This is a genomic window from Halosimplex rubrum, assembly GCF_013415885.1.
GTDB classification, from domain to species: domain Archaea; phylum Halobacteriota; class Halobacteria; order Halobacteriales; family Haloarculaceae; genus Halosimplex; species Halosimplex rubrum.
In genome coordinates this window covers 131,193-147,615 of the sequence record NZ_CP058910.1, presented here as the reverse complement: position 1 = coordinate 147,615, position 16,423 = coordinate 131,193, and the positions used below count along the sequence as shown (strand labels likewise).

Below are 16,423 nucleotides of genomic sequence, written 5' to 3'. Positions count from 1 at the left end.
GAGCGTGTCGGCGACCGACTCGGCCGTTCCGACCCGCTCACTCCTCGAACGCCCGGCTCGCGGGCAGGAACTCGATCTCGCGACCCAGCCCGGCGTCGACGGCTCGCTCGTAGAGCATGTGGGCGGCGGCGACCGTCTCGATGGCGGTGCCGCCGCTGTCGAACAGTGTCACCTCGTCGTCGCGGGTCCGGCCGGGTTCGACGCCGGCGACGACCTCGCCGAGTTCCGCGTGGACGTGGTCGTCGCCGATCGCGCCCTCGGCGCGCGCCAGCAGGAACGCGCCGGCGTCGCGCTCGACGCGCTCGCGCAGGTCCGGGACGTACGTCGCCCGGGCGACCGTCTCGCCGTCGACCTCTCGCTTCTCCGGGTCGTACTGTCCCATGCAGGTGACGTGGGCGCCGTCGGCCAGATCCTCGCCGTCGAACACGGGCTCGGCGGCGGTCGTGGCGGTGACGACCACGTCGGCGTCGGCGACCGCGTCCGCGCTGGCGTCGACGGCCCGAACCGCGGGATCGAGTTCCGCGTCCATCGCCGCGGCGAACGACTCGCGGCTCTCCGGCGTGGGCGAGAAGACGCGAACGGTGTCGAACTCGCGGACGGTGACGGCCGCCCGCAGCTGACCGCGGGCCTGCGAGCCGCTCCCGATCACCGCGAGATCGGTCGCGTCGTCGCGGGCGAGGGCGTCGATCCCGACCGCGCCGGTCGCGCCCGTCTTGAACGGGTTGAGGCTCGCGCCGTCGAACACGGCCAGCGGCGCGCCGGTGTCGGCGTCGAACAGCGGGAGGACGAAGTGGGCGTCGCCGGAGCCGAAGCCGCCGGTGTACATGTAGCCGCCCATGGCGCCCGTCTCGGGGAGCATCGCCGTGTAGCCGGTGAGCATCCCCGGCGGGTCGCCGCCGGTGAGGCGCGTGCGCGGGCGTGCCGGCGCGCCCTCGCCGCGTTCGCGGTACCCCTCGCGGACCGCGTCGACGTACTCTCCGGGCGTCGCGAGTCCGCGCACATCGTCGCTGGTCAGGAACAGCGTCCCGTCGTCCGTCATATCGCCCGATAGGACCAGCGGCGGCTTATGGGTGTGGGAACGCGAAGACGGTGAGAGAAGGGAGAGTCGAGAAGGAGCGAAGAAGACGGCGGTCCGAACGGCTCAGTCGGCGGCCTGGAAGCCGCCGTCGTCGGCCGCGGCCGAGCGCGGGGTCGAGTCGACGGGGCCGTTGACGAACATCGCGTGACCGATGAGGCCGACGGCCACGACGGACGCGACCGGGATGGCCGTCGTGAGCGCGAAGCCGAAGACGGTGAGCAGGGTCGTGATGCCACCGAGCGCGAGCGGGATCAGGCCGAGAACGAGGTCGTAGTATCCAGTCATAATTTACGAGAAAATACAGGGTAGTAATACATAAGCATTTCCCAAAATGCGTGGATACCATTCTATATTACCCCTGTATATTTGTTCTGTCGCCCCCTCGTAACTAACTCAAAATATTTTAATAACTTATAAAGCGATATCGGCGGTGCGAACCCCACGAGGACCGCGAGATCGGCGGCCGCGTGTCCGCGGATGTCGACCTCTCGGCCGCGAGGGATCGAGGTGCGGTGTCACCGAGTCGACCGAGCGCTCGACTGTCGACCGTCGGCGCGACGCCGTCGCCGGCCGGCGGCGTCGCGCGCCCCGCACATCCGTTATCGCCATCGAAAGTGACTGCGTTCGGGACCGGTTCGTGAACCGGTCCTCTCGGCGGATTAAACGTCCCGTGTCCGCCGTAGCGTCGCTTGGACGCTCGTTATTCTATGTGATACTCTGGCACATGTGCTTATGGTGGGGTACCGGCAAGGTGGGGGTGGAGGGAGAGTCGGCGTGCGCCGACTACGATACAATGACGCCAGACGCAACGGACGACCCCGACGGACGGACCGAATCGGACGAGGAACGGCGACGTTACGCCGAGCTCAACATCGGCGACGAGGAGTTCGTCATCTACGACCGCGAGAACCACGAGGCGTGGATCCAGTCGACAGTCGCCGTTCCGGTCGAGGAGTCGCAGTGACGACGGATCCCGACGGGGCCGCCCCCGGCGCGGGCGTCACCCTCCGGTATCGCGAGGCAAACTGACCCCCCACATCCACCCCCACCCCTGCGGTCTACCCCCTGCGTTTTCCACCCCTGTGCGGTACTGTCGGGCGCGGCCGTTCGCCGCGCCGCTTTTCCCGTCGCTTCAGTGACGCTGCACGCGTCCGGTGACGCGACGCGGTCAGCCGTCCGGCGCGAGGACGCTCACCGCGACGCGCCACGGGACCAGCAGCGCGAGCGTGACGAGGACCGAGACGACGAAGAAGGTGACCGCGGCACCGCCCGGGACGACCGCGGTCGCCCGGAGCGCCTGCGCGATCAGCGCCGCGCCGATCCAGGCGGGCACCGTCAGCGCGACCGCGCGTCTCGCGGAGCTGTAGGTCTCGGCCGCGTAGAGTCCGCCGAGCAGGGCGGTGACCGCCCAACCCGCGGCGAACGTGAGTACCACGGCCGCGACGCGGCCCGGGTTCGCCGTCGGGTCGATGCTCTCGTGGCCGACCGTCACGCCCAGCAGGACGAACGCGGCGATACACGCCAGGTCACCGAGCGCGACCAGCGCCGTGAACGGCGCCGGGTCCACGCGATGGCCGAGCGCCGTGCGGACGGATGTCATCACTCGGACGGAGGCGTCGCCGCCCCTTCACTGGTTCGGTGAGCCGGCGGTTCCCTCACCGACCGCGGGTTTGACGCCCGCCACGGTGTAGCCGAACCCGCGGTCGGGGATCGACGCGCGGAACCCGCCGGCGGTCACGCGCTCGGCCAGCGCGTCGGCGGCGAGAAAGCGCGAGTCGAAGCCGACGAGGTGTTCGGCCGCGACCAGCCCTCGCCCCCGGAGCGTCGTCGGGTCGAACTCCCGGACCACGAGCGCGCCGCCCGGCCGAAGCACGCGGTGGGCCGCCTCGATCACGCCGTCGACATCGGCCATGTGGTGGAGCGCGTCGACGACCACCACCGCGTCGACGGACTCCTCGGCGACCGGGAGCCGAGCGGCGTCGCCCTGCACGGTTTCCAGACCGTGACCGCGCGCCTCCCGGAGCATCCCCCGGGCCGCGTCGACGACGACCGGTCGCGGTACGTCCAGCGCGCGCGAGGCGCGACCGGTCCCGCCGCCCGCGTCCAGCAGCCGCTCGACCGGCCGCTCGGCCAGATCCAGCCCCGCCGTCAGCGTCTCGGGCTCGGCCGCGTACATCGCCCGGTCGTACAAACGGGCGAACCGGTGGAAGACGCCCACGTCGCCGAGTGCCATACCGGCGACTACGGTCGCCCGCGGGATAACGATGAGCGCCGGGGGAACGACGGTCGCCGTCCGTCCACCGCGTCCTACAAGAGGGCGCGTCCGGTAGTCGCGACCGATGGAACACGTCCTGCTGGGGTGGCCCGAGGCGGGGCCGACGCTGACGCTGGACTGGCGGTCGTTCAGCTACGCCGGCAAGTTCGTGATGTCGAACACGGGGAAGGCCCTCGTCCGGACCGGCGAGGCGACGGGACCGCCGGTGGGCGACGACGGGGCGGCGGCCGCCGATATCGTCGCCGCGGCGGCGTTCAACGAGGACCGCACCGACTCGTCGGTCTGCTGGATCCGCTATATCACCGTCCGCGAGGACCGACGCGGCGAGGGGATCGGTCCGGACCTGGCGGCGTTCGTCGCCGCTCGCGCCCGCGACCGGGGATACGACCGCGCTCGCATCGCCGTCAACAACCCCTTCGCCTACCAGGCGCTGTACCGGGCCGGCTTCCGGTTCACCGGGGAGGAGACCGGGGTCGCAGAACTCGTCCTCGACCGACCGCTGGGCGAGGGGAGCGGCGCCGAGGAGCAGACGAGCGATCGCGCGCGCGAGACGTACCAGACCGGTCTCGATATCTACCGCGAGCGCGCCGACGCCGACGACGGCCCGAGTCTCTCGGCGGACGAACGCGAGTTCCTGGCGGAGAAAGCGGGGTCCGATCCGCCCGTGCCCGTCGACTCCCGGGGCTGACGAGTCGCGGGTCGGTCCCGCGTCAGGCGGCGACTTCCCCGTCGTCGACGGGCGACTCGAAGACGCGGGCGCCGCAGTCGTCGCAGGTGACCGCGGCGACGGTGCGACTGGTACAGCACGACTCGACGGTCTCGGTGCCGAACGACACCGGACTGTCGCAGTCGGGGCAGGTCTCGAGGAAGATCCGCAGGCCGTTGCAGACCTGCCCGCGGTCCCGGGCCGACAGCGATTCCCAGTCTGGGAGCCGGTCACCGAGCAGTGCCGCCCCCGCGAGGTCGGCGTGGAACGCCGCCCGGGACTCCCAGGAGCCGACCCGCCCGCCGTCGACGCTGACCGCGAAGGAGTTGCCCACCGCTTTCGTCGTCACCTCGCCGTCGTCCAGGCCGAACCGTTCGAGCCAGGCGCCGAGGTCGTCGCCGTCCCGGACCGCGTCGACCTCTTCGCGCCACGCCCGCTCGAAGTCGTCGGTCAGGCAGCGGTCGTCGCCGCGACACGGCTCGATCGCGCCGGCGCGTTCGAGCAGCGCCTCCGGATCGAGCCGCTCGGGCTCGGCCTCGGCGGCCCCTGCGGCGCCCCCCTCGGTCGCTTCGGCCGGGTCACTCGGACCGGCTGTCTCGCCGCCCGCGGCCGAGCCCGTCTCTCCGCCGGCGTCGACGCCCGCCGCGATCCCCTCGGGCGACCCGTCCGGCGTCTTCCCGAAGGCCGCCAGCACCGGGGCGGGCAGGTGCCGTTTCGTCAGCGTCGGCGTCCCGGGGACGAGGTACCCCCGTAGCCAGATCGTCGCCAGCGAGACGACGAGGACGGCCGTCGCGACCCCGGCGGCGGCCGTCTCGTAGCCGGCGGCGACGAGCCAGGCCCCCAGCAGCGTCGCCCCGGCCGACGCGATCCCGACGTTGAGTACTGTACACGGCAGACAGCGGTTCTCGCCCGTGTACTCCGGGCGGCGCAGCCGCGTCACGAGTGACCCCAGCATACCTCCCCGTTCACGCCCGACCGAATTGAATGTGACGGACGGCTGAAAACACGATCGTGATAAACGGGTGATCGGTTCTCGCGCGATCACGACCGCCGGCGGACGGGGGCGGTCGGGGGATTCAAATCGGGGGTCGACCTAACGGGGCGTGATGGGAAACGCAGACCTCCGGGACCTGGCCGCCATCGACGAGGTGCCGTTCGACGACCTGTCGGGGTCGGTCGTCGCCGTCGACGCGCACAACTGGCTCTACCGGTACCTGACGACGACCGTCCGCTGGACGAACGACTCGATATACACGACCGCCGACGGCGAGGAGGTCGCGAACCTCGTCGGCGTCGTCCAGGGGCTCCCGAAGTTCTTCGAACACGACATCACGCCCGTGTTCGTCTTCGACGGGAGCGTCGTCTCGCTCAAGGACGACGAGGTCGAGCAGCGCCGGGAGGAACGCGAGAAGCGGGAGGAACAGCTGGAACAGGCCCGCGAGGAGGGGGACGCGATCGCCGTCGCGCGACTGGAGTCCCAGACTCAGCGGCTCACCGAGACGATCCTCTCGACCACCCGCGAGGTGCTCGAACTGCTCGACGTGCCGGTTATCGAGGCGCCTGCGGAGGGGGAGGCCCAGGCGACGCACATGGCTCGCGAGGGTGCGGTCGACTACGTCGGCACGGAGGACTACGACGCGCTCCTGCTGGGGGCGCCGCTGACGCTGCGCCAGCTCACCAGCAAGGGCGACCCGGAGCTGATGGACTTCGAGGCCACCCTCGACGACCACGGGATCACCTGGGAGCAACTGGTCGACGCCGCGATCCTGATGGGGACCGACTTCAACGAGGGCGTCTCGGGGTACGGGCCCAAGACCGCCGTCACGGCGGTCCGCGAACACGGCGACATCTGGACGGTCTTCGAGGCCGAGGACGTGTACGTCGAGAACGCCGACCGCATCCGTGACCTGTTCCTGAACCCCGCCGTCACCGACGACTACGACCTCGACCGCGAGGTCGAACCCGACCTCGAAGCGGCGCGAGCCTTCGTCTGCGAGGAGTGGGAGGTCGCCGCCGAGGAGGTCGAACGCGGCTTCGAGCGCATCGAGCAGTCGGTCGTCCAGACCGGCCTCGACCGCTGGACCTGACGGGGCGGCCCCGCCGCGGCGGCCCCACGGTCTCACCCTGGGCAGCCCAGGTCCGACCGCTTCTCGGAAGGGATCACGGGCACGTCGACCGACAGACCGGAATCGTAGTCGTCGAACCGTACGTCGACGGTCGCGCTCGCGGCGTTGTCGCCCTGGCTCACCTCGAACCGGACCGCCGACCGCAGCGGGCGGCTCGTCTTGGGGTCGAGCCAGACGCGGACCGTGGCGTTCTCGACGATCGGGCCGCTCAGCAGCGACCGGTCGCGCCGTTCCTGGTACTTCGTGAGCGCTTCGGTGGTCGGTCGGCCGACGAGCAGGACCGCCTCCCGCCCGTCGAGTGTGCGAGTGCCGTTGTAGTAGATCGACCCGGACTCCAGCAGCGCCAGCTGGCGCGCGGCGGGCGTCTGCGTCGTCCAGTCGTCGGCGGTCACGTTCTCGACGCCCCACAGGTCCATCCCCATCGGGCCGCCGCACTGGCGGTAGGCCGTCCGGTCGATCACGTAGGACTCGTAGGCCTCGCCGTCGCGGACGGCCGTCGAGTGCATCCGGTGCTCGGCGGCGTCGACGCTGCCGTTCACGTCTATCGCGACGCGTTCGGTCCGACGGTCGGCGGTCGCGACGACGCGCAGGTCGCCGTCGAAGCGGTAGGTGTCGGTCGCGTTGACGGCGTCGCGGGCGTCGGCGAGCGCGGACTCGGCGCGGTCGTCGCGGGTGTGGTCCGGACCGAGCGCGGAACAGCCTGCGAGGACGAGGCAGGCGGCGATCGCGAGGTGGAGGGCGGGCCGATCCATGGCGGGGCGGTGGGCGGCCGGCGTCAAGTGTCTTCGGTGGCTTTTACGCCTCTCGCCGCGACGTTCCGGGTATGTCAGACGACGAGTTCCGAACGGAGGAGGACAGCCTCGGCGAGATGCGGGTCCCGGCCGACGCCTACTGGGGCGCCCAGACACAGCGCGCCGTCGAGAACTTCCCGATCAGCGAGGAGACGTTCGGACGGCGCTTCGTCCGCGCGCTCGGCGTCGTCAAGAAGTCGGCGGCGCTGGCCAACGACGATCTCGACCTCGTCGAGTCGGAGAAAGTCGAGGCCATCGTCGAGGCGGCCGACGAGGTCATCGCCGGCGAACACGACGACCAGTTCCCCGTCGACGTGTTCCAGACCGGCTCGGGCACCTCCTCGAACATGAACGCCAACGAGGTCATCGCCAACCGCGCCAGCGAGATCTACGGCGCCGAGGTCGGCTCTCGAACCATCCACCCCAACGACCACGTCAACTACGGCCAGTCGTCCAACGACGTGATCCCGACGGCGATGCACGTCGCGAGCCTCGAAGCCGTCGAGAAGGACGTGCTCCCGGCTCTCGAGACGCTCGCCGACGCGCTCGGCGAGAAAGCGGACGAGTTCGACGACGTGGTCAAGACCGGTCGCACCCACCTGCAGGACGCCACCCCCATTACCCTCGGCCAGGAGTTCTCGGGCTACCGCACCCAGATCGAGAAGGGCATCGAGCGCGTCGAGAACGTCCGCCCGCACCTGAGCGAACTGGCGCTCGGCGGGACGGCGGTCGGGACCGGCCTCAACACTCACCCCGAGTTCCCCGCGAAGGCCGCCGAGTACATCAGCGAGGAGACCGGCGTCGAGTTCCGCGAGGCCGACAACCACTTCGAGGCCCAGGCCGCCCACGACGCGATGAGCGAGGCCCACGGCGCGCTGCGGACGGTGGCGGGCAGCCTCAACAAGATCGCCAACGACCTGCGGCTGCTCGCCTCGGGTCCCCGGAACGGGCTCGGCGAGATCGACCAGCCGGAGAACCAGCCCGGCTCCTCCATCATGCCCGGGAAGATCAACCCCGTGGTCGCCGAAGCCGTCAACCAGGTCCACAAGCAGGTCGTCGGCAACGACGCCGCAGTCTCGGCGGGCGCCGCGGAGGGCCAGATCGACCTCAATCTCTACAAGCCGGTCCTGGCGAACGACTTCCTCCAGTCGGCGCGGCTGATCTCGAATGGCAGCGAGGTCTTCGCCGAGAAGTTCGTCGCGAAGCTCGAAGCCGACCGCGAGCACTGCGCGGAGCGCGTCCAGCAGTCGATGGCGCTGGCGACCGCGCTGAACCCCGCCATCGGCTACGACAAGGCCAGCAAGGTCGCCAAGCAGGCGATGGCCGAGGGCAAGACCATCAAGGAGGTCGTCGTCGCCGAGGGCTACCTGAGCGAGGACGAAGCCGACGAGGTGCTCGACCCGGCGAAGATGACCGAGCGAGTGATTCTCGGGGACGAGTAGCGAGGTCGACCGTAGGGAGACCTCGTCAACACGAGCGGTGACCGCAGGGAACCGCGAGTAGCGTGGCCCGAACGGAGTGAGGGCCACGTTATAGCGAGCGGCGAACTCCCGAGCTATCAGGGGGTCCGAGCGGTCGCGTTTGCGGTCGCTGCGGAACCGTTCTCCTCCCCGACGGTCGCGCGGGCTTCGGGCAGCCAGTCGGGCGGCGAGACCGAGACGGTCCCAACCTGCCGGTAGGCGAACTCGTACTCGATGCGGGTCGCGGTCCCATGGCGTTCGGTGGTGTAGCTGACCGAGAGCCGGCGGACGAACCCCTCGGAGGTGACGACGGCGCCGACGGAGTAGTTGGCGGCGTACTCGCCGTCGACGACGCCGCCGCCGCGGCTCTCGACCCAGTAGCGCCGCTCGCCGTCGATCCGACCGACCGAGACGGAGACGTTCCTGAGCGACAGGTACGACTGGATCCGGTTGGCGGCGACGAGCGCGACGACCTGACTGTCGTTGGTCGCAGGCCGGGTGCGATAGAGGGGGCCGTCCACGTCCTGTTCGCGGACGTAGCGGGTGTCGCCGTCGGCGTACCGTTCGATCGCGGGCTGGTACCCGAGCGTGAGACCGGTCCAGACGACCCGCCGCGAGCGGCTCCAGCGGTAGGTGTCGCCCTCTTCGAGCCGCACGGTTCGAGTGCGGTTGCGCGCTTCGGTCCAGTTGCCGTCGCCGGTCGCGGTCAGCGTCCGCCGGCGCTCCGCCCAGACGTACGAGCGGCCCGTCACTTCTCGCACGTGCGCGGACGCGAGCGCACTCGGGCTGATCGTCCCGCCGGTCGTCACGCCCGGCGGGAGCGGCGAGGGCGAGGCGGTGTCTGTCGGCGCGGTCGTCGGCACCGGTGCGGGCGTCAGCGTCTCGACGGGGTCCTCGGACTCGCCGCCGTCGGCGACGATCGAGCAGCCCGCCAGCACGACGAGGCCGACGACGACCAGCGCACGCCCGTCCATGGTCTCGGGTACGGCCCGGACCGGCAAAACACCTCGGCGGCGGTCGTCGCGTGGCCGGGCCACACTCAGCGGACTGCGCGGACGAGACGATAGCCGAGGTAGGCGGTCGCTCCGCCGACGATCGCGGCCGCGAGCAGGTGTCCGGGCGTGAACGAGGTCAGGTTGGTGAAGACGGTTCCGACCACTGCGCCGGCCGCACCCCCGACCGCGCCGGCCGTCCCGTCGTAGTCTCGTTCGCTCATCTGAACTCCCACCCGACGTACCGATAGATCGGGAGCAACGTCGCGAGCTGGCAGACGACGACTAGGTTGAAGAGTATCATTATCTGAGGGAACTCGGCGGGATACCCCAGCACCACGTAGATATGTACGCGGTCAGTATCCCCCACACCGAGGCGACGAACGTGATCAGCCGCTGTTTCGCCGATTCCGACATCGTGTGGATGCGTCGGAAGTGATCTCGAGCGCGTAAATCAGTTCCGCTGACTTGTCGATGGCTCTGTCGCGTGTCGCACGTCCTGGACACGGGCGTCCCGGGGGCTCCGGTCCCGCGACCGCGGCGAGGCGCCGAGACGGAGTCCTTTTTGTCCACCCGGTCGCAGACACGCCCAATGAGCGACGCCGACTACGACTACGAGGACCTGGGGCTGGTGGCAGGGCTGGAGATCCACCAGCAGCTGGACACGGCGACCAAGCTGTTCTGCCCGTGTCCGACCGAACTCCGGGAGCCGGAGGACGCCCAGCGGACGTTCACTCGCTATCTCCACCCGACCAAGAGCGAACTCGGCGAGATCGACGAGGCGGCGCTGGAGGAGAGCATGGTCGACCGCGAGTTCGAGTACCTCTCCTACGACACCACCTGCCTCGTCGAAGAGGACGACGAGCCACCCCACCGCGTGGATCGGGAGGCGATGGACGTGACCATGGAGATCGCCCAGCTGCTCGACGCGAGCGTCGCCGACCAGGTCCACGTCATGCGGAAGATCGTCGTCGACGGCTCGAACACGACGGGCTTCCAGCGGACGATGCGCGTCGCCGGCGAGGGCGCGATTCGCACCGACGAGGGGCAGGTCAGGATCGAGGACCTCATGCTCGAGGAGGAGTCCGCCCAGCGCGTCGCGGAGACCGATTCGGGCGTCCGATTCTCCCTGGATCGGCTGGGCATCCCGCTCGTGGAGATCGGGACGAAGCCGGACATCCGTTCGCCCGAGCAGGCCCGCGACGCCGCCGAGCGCATCGGGATGCTCCTGCGCTCGACGGGGCAGGTCAAGCGCGGCTTAGGTACTATTCGCCAGGACGTGAACGTCTCCATCGCCGAGGGCGCCCGCGTCGAGATCAAGGGCGTCCAGAGCCTCGACGACATCGACGACATCGTCCGCAACGAGGTCCGCCGGCAGGTCGAACTGCTCGACATCGCCGAGGAGCTCGGCGATCGAGACGCGAGCGTCGGCGAGCCCGCGGACGTGACCGACGTGTTCGAGGACACGGACTCGGGAGTCATCGGCGGCGCGCTCTCCAGTGGGGGCAACGTCATGGCGGTCCGATTAGAGGGCTTCGACGGGCTCGTCGGCCGGGAGATCCAGCCCGACCGCCGACTGGGCACGGAGTTCTCCGACCACGCCAAGCGCCACGGCGCCGGCGGCATCTTCCACACCGACGAACTGCCGGCCTACGGCGTCACCGAGGCGGAGGTCGCGGATCTGCGCGAGGCCGTCGACGCCGGGCCCGAGGACGCGGTCGCGCTGGTCGCCGACGACGCGGAGACGACCGAACTGGCTATCGACGCCGTCGTCGAGCGGGCCGAGGCGGCGATGGCGGAAGTGCCCGAGGAGACCCGCGACGCCACCGAGGAGGGGACGACCCGCTACCTGCGGCCCCTGCCCGGCGCGGCGCGGATGTACCCCGAGACGGACGTTCCCCCCGTCGAACCCGACCCCAGCGAGGTCGACCGGCCGGAACTGCTGACCGAGAAGGTCGAACGCTACGAGGCCGAGTACGACCTCGATTCGGGACTGGCCGAGCAGGTCGCCTACGGCGAGTACATGCCGCTGTTCGAGCGGGTCGTCGGCGAAGGGGTCGACCCGACGTTGGCGGCGACGACGTTCGAGTCGACGCTGACCGAACTGCGCCGCGACGACGTGGCGGTCGACCGGCTGACCGACGACCACCTCGCCGAGGCGCTCGGGCTCGTCGACACCGGCGAGGTGCCCCAGGAGGGGCTCGACGACCTGCTGCGCGCGCTGGCGGCCGACCCCGAACTCACCGCCGAGGCGGCCGTCGAGCAGGAGGACCTGGGCGGCGTCGGCGAGGCCGAGGTGCGCGAGGCGGTCGTGCGCGTCGTCGAGCGCAACGCCGAGCAGGTCGAGGCGGAGGGCATGGGCGCCTTCTCGGGCCTGATGGGCGAGTGCATGGGCGAACTGCGCGGGAAGGCCGACGGGGACACGGTCAGCAGCGTCCTCCGCGAGGAGATCCAGGAGCGAGCGTAACATGGAGGCGACCCGCCGCCGGGGGCTGGCCGCGCTCGTCGCGACGCTGGCGCTGGCGGCGGCGACGCTGGCGCTGGCGTCGGTGCCGCCGCGGCCGCTCCGGAGCGTCGTGACGCTCGTCGGCTCGCTGGGGCTGCGGGTCGCGACCGACTGGCTGGCCGTCGTCGCGCTGCTCGCGCTGGCCGAGCGCGTCGCCACCGGCGACGGGTCGGTGACGCGGGCGAGCGTCCGCCGGCTGACCCTCGCGGTGTTCGTCGGCGCGGCCGCCATCGAGGCGTCGCCGCTCGCGCGGCTCGTCGTCGAGTCCGACCCCGTCGCGACGACGGCGCTCGTGGAGGGGGGCGCCGAGGCGGTCCAGAGCGGGCTGTTCGCGGCCGGGCTCGTCGCCGCGACGGCGGCGGGCGGCGCGGCGCTCCGCGAGGCGCTCGGCGACGAAGCCCGGGCGGGGCTGCCGATAGCGCCGAGCGAGCGCCGGCTCCCGCGGGTCGAACCCCGAGCGGTGGTCCGGGTCGCGCGGGTGCTGGGCGTCGTCGCGGCGCTGTGGCTCGGCGTCGAACTCGCGACGCAGTTGTCGCTGGGCGTCCCGTACGTCTGGCTGGCGGCCGCCGACGCGACCGTCGCGGCGCTGGGCGGCGCCGTCGACTACGGGATCCTGGCCGTCGCGTTCCTCGTCCTCGCCGTCGACGGGGCGGACATCCGGACGGTCGTCGGCGGGACGGCCGTCGTCTGGCTGGTCCTCGTCGTCGGCGGCATCGCGGTCGCGGTCCTGAGCGCGGCGCTCGGCGTGGCGCTCGTCGGCGCGACGGTGACGCCGATGGGCGCCGTCGAGGCCGCCGGGATGGGCCTGTGGCCCGCGCCGGACTCGTGGACGCAACTGCTCGCGACCGGCGCCTTCCTCGCCGGCGCGGTCGGGCTCTCGGTCGTCCAGCGGACCGTCCCCGAGTCCGAACCCGGCGCTCGCGGGCGCGACGCGCCGGTCGACGACTCTCGCTCGACGCGATGAAATCGGCCAGCCACGCCGCCGTCTCGCTGGCCGTCGCCGTCGCCGCCCTCCTCGTCACGACACCGCCGATCCCCGCGTGGGCGGTCGTCGCCGTCGCGCTCGTCGTCGGCGTCGGCATCGACGTCGACCACTTCCTGCTTGCGTGGTACAACACCGGGAGCCTGGACCCGGTCCGGCGCTGTCTCCGCGACCCGCGGATCGTCTTCGTCGCACAGGACGAGATCTTCGACGAGGGGTCCGTCGGCGCGCTGAATCGGTTGCTGAGCCACGTGCTCGCCGGCGGCGTCGCCGTCCCGCTGCTGTGGCTGCGGTCGCCGTACGTCGCCGGCCTGGTCGCCGCAGCCCTGTACGCGCACGTCCTCGCCGACCTCGTCTCGACGACGCGGGCGGGCGTCGTGGTCGAGCGGTCGGCCGTCGACCGCGAGCGGTGACCGACCGCGCCGACTCCCGCCCGTATCGGGCCGGCGACCGCCGAGTCAGCGCCGGTCCCCGTCGTCGCCTTCGCTCCGGTCGATCTTCTGCCCGGCCCGCCTGAAGATCCCCCGCAGGGTCTTGGCCTCGCGGCCGGTGGGATGGGCGCGCCCGACGAACCGTCGCCAGAGCCGCCGGGCCTTCGCACGCTTCTCCTCGGGGTGGTCGACGGCGTCGAGGAACTCGCCGAACTGCTCGTGCAGCCCCTCGACGGCGCGCTCGTCTGCGCGCTGGTGGCGACTGTCTGGGTGCTGGGTCTCCTCGACGGTCAGATCGCGGAGTTCGTACAGCACGACAGTGGCGGCCTGACCGAGGTTGAGGACGGGGTACTCCCCGGAGGCGGGGATCGAACACACCTCGTCGAGGCGGGCGAGCTCCTCGTTGGTGAGCCCGACCCGTTCGCGGCCGAAGACGACGCAGGTGTCGGCGTCGACGCCGCGGAGGCTGTCGGCCAGACCGGCGGGCGTCCTGAAGGGGTAGCGGGTGTGGCTGCGCTCGTCCTCGTTGGTGACCGCCGTGCAGCCGACGGTGTGAAAGTTCTCGACCAGGTAGTCGAAGGAGACCTCCCGAGCCGACGGCAGGATGTCCTCGCGGGCCTGGCCGGCGAAGCCGTAGGCCTCGCTGTCCGGGCCGATGTCGGGCGGGTCGACCAGCAGGAGGTCCGAGAGACCGAAGTTCTTCATCGAGCGGGCGATCGTGCCGACGTTGCCCGAAGTCTCGGCGTCGACGACCGCGACCGAGACGGAGTGGTCATGCTCGCTCATCAGTCGAAGTCGATGTCCGACAGGTCCATGTCGAGCGCGTCGAGTTCGTCGTCGTCCATCTCCTCGATCTCCTCCTCGAGCCCGGGTAGCTCCTCGTCGGGGTCGGGCGCCTCGGGCACGTCGTCGGGGTCCTCCTCGACGTGTTCGAGTTCGAACCCCTCGGGGGCGCGGCCGCCGTCGACGAACCACTGGTGAAAGCGGTCTTTCAGGTCGCGCTCGCCGGCGTGGCGCTTGCCGCCCGCCTCCTGGAACCAGTAGACGAAGTCGGCCTCGTGGTCGTCACAGAGGAGGACCTCGCCGAGCGCCTCCCCGTAGATGGCCTGTGCGGGGTTGCACCGCTGGATCTCCTCATCGCCGTGGACCAGGTAACAGCAGTCGCAGGGCTCGCCCATCATCGCCGAGAGGCGGACGATCCGCTCGCGCGTCTCGGCGTCCATGTTCGCCAGCGGACGGATCGTCCCGTCGGCGGCGAACACCGCCTCCTCGTCGAACCGCCAGCCGCGGAGCCCGATCGAGACCTTTCCCATGGCCGGTCGTAGACGGTCGGTCGACAAAAAGCGCCCGTGTTGGGACCGACACCCGCCGGGCGCGGTCCGGTCAGCCAGCTGATCCGACGATTTATGACGGTGTGGTTCAGACTGTCACACATGGTCAGTTTCGTGGCGGTCATCGTGTTCGCGGCGCTGGCGTCGCTGGCGCTGGGACTGGTCGCGTTCGTGGGGGCGACGGCGCTCGGCCGGTTGGCGTCGCTGTCGCCGCGGAAGGAGGCGTCGATGCCGTCGCACTACTCGACGCTCGTCCACACGACGCCGTCGAAGTACCCGGGCTACTGCCCGGAGTGCGAGACGAACAACGACCCAGACTACACCGTCTGCCGGAACTGCTCGGCGAAGCTCCCCGACTCCCGCTACGAACGGGACACGCGGACCGTCAACACGCTCTTCGACGAGCAGTAGCGCGGGCGTCGCCGCGGAGGCCGCGACCGGATCGGCTCGATGGACCGGCGGCCGGGTCGCCGCGCCGCCGGCCGCGGACGCACCGCACCGCTTTTGGACCCGTAGTCCTCACCCCCGCGCATGCAGAACGTCGACGCCGCGGGCCTCGGGATCGGGGACGACCACCCGCCGCGCATCATGGGCGTGCTCAACGTCAGCGAGGAGTCGCCCTACGACCCGAGCGTCTTCGACGACCCCGGCGAGGCCGCGGCGTACGTCGACGACGAGCTGATCGACGAGGGATGCGATATCGTCGACGTGGGCCTCGAGTCGGCCAACAAGAAGTTCGACGTGCTCTCGGCGGCCCAGGAGATCGACCGGCTCGACACGGCGGTCGAGACGCTCGAATCGACGTCCGGCGACGCCGTCTGGAGCATCGAGACGCGCTACGCCGAGGTGGCCGAGGCCGCCCTCGATCGGGGGTTCGACATGGTCAACGACATCGCGGGCTTCGCCGACCCGGAGATGCCCGAGGTGTGTCGCGAGTACGACGTGGCCGTCGCGAAGATGGCCAGCCCGCCGGACATCACGAAACCGGGGGCCGTGCGGGCGACGCCGTGGGCCGAGCGCACGTCCGAGTCGTGGGCCGAGTCGGCCGACTACGTCGACCAGGTGTACGAGGCGCTCAAACAGAACGGGCTGACGGACAAGACCATCGTCGACCCCGCCTTCGGCCGCTGGTCCGAGAACCAGACCGTCGCGGACGACCGCGAGACCTTCCGCCGGCTGCGGGAGTTCCGCGGGCTCGGCGCGCCGACGCTCGTCTCGATCAACCGCAAGACGTTCCTCAGATCGCTTGCCGACCGCTCGACGGAGGAGGCGTTGCCGGTCAGCCTCGCGGCCACGTCGATGGCCGTCGAGCGCGGCGCCCACGTCATCCGCACTCACGACGTGAGCGAGACGCGCGACGCCGCGCTCGTCGGCGACGCGTTCGCCCCGGAACGAGGTCGCAGCACCGGTGAGGACGGTGAACTCAGCGCGGCGGAACTCGACGTGACGACGCCGGGAGAGGCGGCGCGGCACTTCGAGCGAGCGGGCGTCGCGGCCGACCCCGCCGCGGCCGTCGGCCGCCTCTACGCGGTCGGTGGGCTCGACGAGCCCGCTCGCGAGGCGCTGCGGTCGGCCGCGGCCGCGACGGACTGCCGGTTCGTCGCCGGCGACGAGGAGGGGTTTTTGTGGGGATCGGCCGGCGCGCTGGCCGACCTGGCGACCAGAACCGACGTGCCACGGGCGCTCGCCCGGACGCTGCCGGGCGGCGGCTGGGGTGACAGGTGAGAAAACTTATACCGGATGCG

20 protein-coding genes are annotated in these 16,423 nt (G+C 71.0%); 9 read left to right on the top strand and 11 right to left on the bottom strand.

What is annotated here, in order from left to right; all coding sequences use genetic code 11:
• Window positions 1–37: 37 nt before the first annotated feature.
• Window positions 38–1,039: an ornithine cyclodeaminase family protein gene (locus tag HZS55_RS00815; RefSeq protein ID WP_179909878.1), complete on the bottom strand. Its 1,002-nt coding sequence runs from the start codon at window positions 1,037–1,039 to the stop codon at window positions 38–40.
• A 102-nt stretch (window positions 1,040–1,141) separates the two neighbouring features.
• Entirely contained in the window at window positions 1,142–1,363 is a 222-nt protein-coding gene (locus tag HZS55_RS00810; RefSeq protein ID WP_179909877.1) for a hypothetical protein, read from the bottom strand.
• A gap of 508 nt (window positions 1,364–1,871) precedes the next feature.
• Here HZS55_RS00810 and HZS55_RS00805 point away from each other — a divergent pair.
• Window positions 1,872–2,042 (top strand): DUF7331 family protein, encoded by a 171-nt coding sequence (locus HZS55_RS00805; RefSeq protein WP_179909876.1) that lies wholly within the window; start codon window positions 1,872–1,874, stop codon window positions 2,040–2,042.
• Window positions 2,043–2,246: 204 nt separating this feature from the next.
• Here HZS55_RS00805 and HZS55_RS00800 read toward each other — a convergent pair whose 3' ends face one another.
• Window positions 2,247–2,678: a DUF3054 domain-containing protein gene (locus HZS55_RS00800; protein WP_179909875.1), complete on the bottom strand. Its 432-nt coding sequence runs from the start codon at window positions 2,676–2,678 to the stop codon at window positions 2,247–2,249.
• 27 nt (window positions 2,679–2,705) lie between these two features.
• Window positions 2,706–3,311 (bottom strand): class I SAM-dependent methyltransferase, encoded by a 606-nt coding sequence (locus HZS55_RS00795; protein WP_179909874.1) that lies wholly within the window; start codon window positions 3,309–3,311, stop codon window positions 2,706–2,708.
• Between the two features lie 106 nt (window positions 3,312–3,417).
• Here HZS55_RS00795 and HZS55_RS00790 point away from each other — a divergent pair, with 106 nt between their 5' ends.
• Window positions 3,418–4,041: a GNAT family N-acetyltransferase gene (locus HZS55_RS00790; RefSeq protein ID WP_179909873.1), complete on the top strand. Its 624-nt coding sequence runs from the start codon at window positions 3,418–3,420 to the stop codon at window positions 4,039–4,041.
• A 22-nt stretch (window positions 4,042–4,063) separates the two neighbouring features.
• Here the strand turns inward: HZS55_RS00790 and HZS55_RS00785 are convergent, their stop codons facing one another.
• Entirely contained in the window at window positions 4,064–5,014 is a 951-nt protein-coding gene (locus tag HZS55_RS00785) for a hypothetical protein (protein ID WP_179909872.1), read from the bottom strand.
• 151 nt (window positions 5,015–5,165) lie between these two features.
• Here HZS55_RS00785 and fen point away from each other — a divergent pair, with 151 nt between their 5' ends.
• Window positions 5,166–6,146, top strand: a complete 981-nt coding sequence (gene fen, locus HZS55_RS00780) for a flap endonuclease-1 (RefSeq protein WP_179909871.1) — start codon at window positions 5,166–5,168, stop codon at window positions 6,144–6,146.
• Window positions 6,147–6,178: 32 nt separating this feature from the next.
• On the opposite strand, the gene HZS55_RS00775 is transcribed toward fen, so the two are convergent.
• Window positions 6,179–6,937: a hypothetical protein gene (locus HZS55_RS00775; protein WP_179909870.1), complete on the bottom strand. Its 759-nt coding sequence runs from the start codon at window positions 6,935–6,937 to the stop codon at window positions 6,179–6,181.
• A 71-nt stretch (window positions 6,938–7,008) separates the two neighbouring features.
• Here HZS55_RS00775 and HZS55_RS00770 point away from each other — a divergent pair, with 71 nt between their 5' ends.
• Window positions 7,009–8,418 (top strand): class II fumarate hydratase, encoded by a 1,410-nt coding sequence (locus HZS55_RS00770; protein WP_179909869.1) that lies wholly within the window; start codon window positions 7,009–7,011, stop codon window positions 8,416–8,418.
• A gap of 116 nt (window positions 8,419–8,534) precedes the next feature.
• On the opposite strand, the gene HZS55_RS00765 is transcribed toward HZS55_RS00770, so the two are convergent.
• From HZS55_RS00765 to HZS55_RS00755, 3 genes are all read right to left on the bottom strand, one after another.
• Window positions 8,535–9,410 (bottom strand): DUF7537 family lipoprotein, encoded by an 876-nt coding sequence (locus tag HZS55_RS00765; RefSeq protein WP_179909868.1) that lies wholly within the window; start codon window positions 9,408–9,410, stop codon window positions 8,535–8,537.
• Between the two features lie 65 nt (window positions 9,411–9,475).
• Window positions 9,476–9,652 (bottom strand): hypothetical protein, encoded by a 177-nt coding sequence (locus tag HZS55_RS00760; protein WP_179909867.1) that lies wholly within the window; start codon window positions 9,650–9,652, stop codon window positions 9,476–9,478.
• Window positions 9,649–9,798, bottom strand: a complete 150-nt coding sequence (locus HZS55_RS00755) for a hypothetical protein (protein WP_179909866.1) — start codon at window positions 9,796–9,798, stop codon at window positions 9,649–9,651. The genes HZS55_RS00760 and HZS55_RS00755 overlap by 4 nt, the downstream gene beginning before the upstream one ends.
• A gap of 222 nt (window positions 9,799–10,020) precedes the next feature.
• On the opposite strand from HZS55_RS00755, the gene gatE reads away from it, so the two are divergent.
• Genes gatE through HZS55_RS00740 form a run of 3 tightly spaced genes read left to right on the top strand, consistent with a single transcriptional unit; the run spans window position 10,021 to window position 13,329 of the window.
• Window positions 10,021–11,895: a Glu-tRNA(Gln) amidotransferase subunit GatE gene (gene gatE / locus HZS55_RS00750; RefSeq protein ID WP_179909865.1), complete on the top strand. Its 1,875-nt coding sequence runs from the start codon at window positions 10,021–10,023 to the stop codon at window positions 11,893–11,895.
• A 1-nt stretch (window position 11,896) separates the two neighbouring features.
• A complete protein-coding gene (locus HZS55_RS00745) occupies window positions 11,897–12,898 on the top strand; it encodes a hypothetical protein (protein WP_179909864.1) in 1,002 nt (333 codons plus the stop codon).
• On the top strand, window positions 12,895–13,329 hold the full coding sequence (locus HZS55_RS00740) for a hypothetical protein (protein WP_179909863.1): 435 nt from the start codon (window positions 12,895–12,897) through the stop codon (window positions 13,327–13,329). Before HZS55_RS00745 ends, HZS55_RS00740 begins: the two co-directional genes overlap by 4 nt.
• Before the next feature lie 45 nt (window positions 13,330–13,374).
• On the opposite strand, the gene HZS55_RS00735 is transcribed toward HZS55_RS00740, so the two are convergent.
• Entirely contained in the window at window positions 13,375–14,133 is a 759-nt protein-coding gene (locus HZS55_RS00735) for an RNA methyltransferase (protein ID WP_179909862.1), read from the bottom strand.
• A complete protein-coding gene (locus HZS55_RS00730; RefSeq protein WP_179909861.1) occupies window positions 14,133–14,660 on the bottom strand; it encodes a hypothetical protein in 528 nt (175 codons plus the stop codon). Before HZS55_RS00730 ends, HZS55_RS00735 begins: the two co-directional genes overlap by 1 nt.
• 120 nt (window positions 14,661–14,780) lie before the next feature.
• Between HZS55_RS00730 and HZS55_RS00725 the strand changes: the two genes are divergently transcribed.
• On the top strand, window positions 14,781–15,089 hold the full coding sequence (locus tag HZS55_RS00725) for a hypothetical protein (protein WP_179909860.1): 309 nt from the start codon (window positions 14,781–14,783) through the stop codon (window positions 15,087–15,089).
• A gap of 120 nt (window positions 15,090–15,209) precedes the next feature.
• Window positions 15,210–16,403, top strand: coding sequence for a dihydropteroate synthase (gene folP / locus HZS55_RS00720; RefSeq protein ID WP_179909859.1), 1,194 nt, complete (start codon window positions 15,210–15,212; stop codon window positions 16,401–16,403).
• Window positions 16,404–16,423 lie beyond the last annotated feature (20 nt).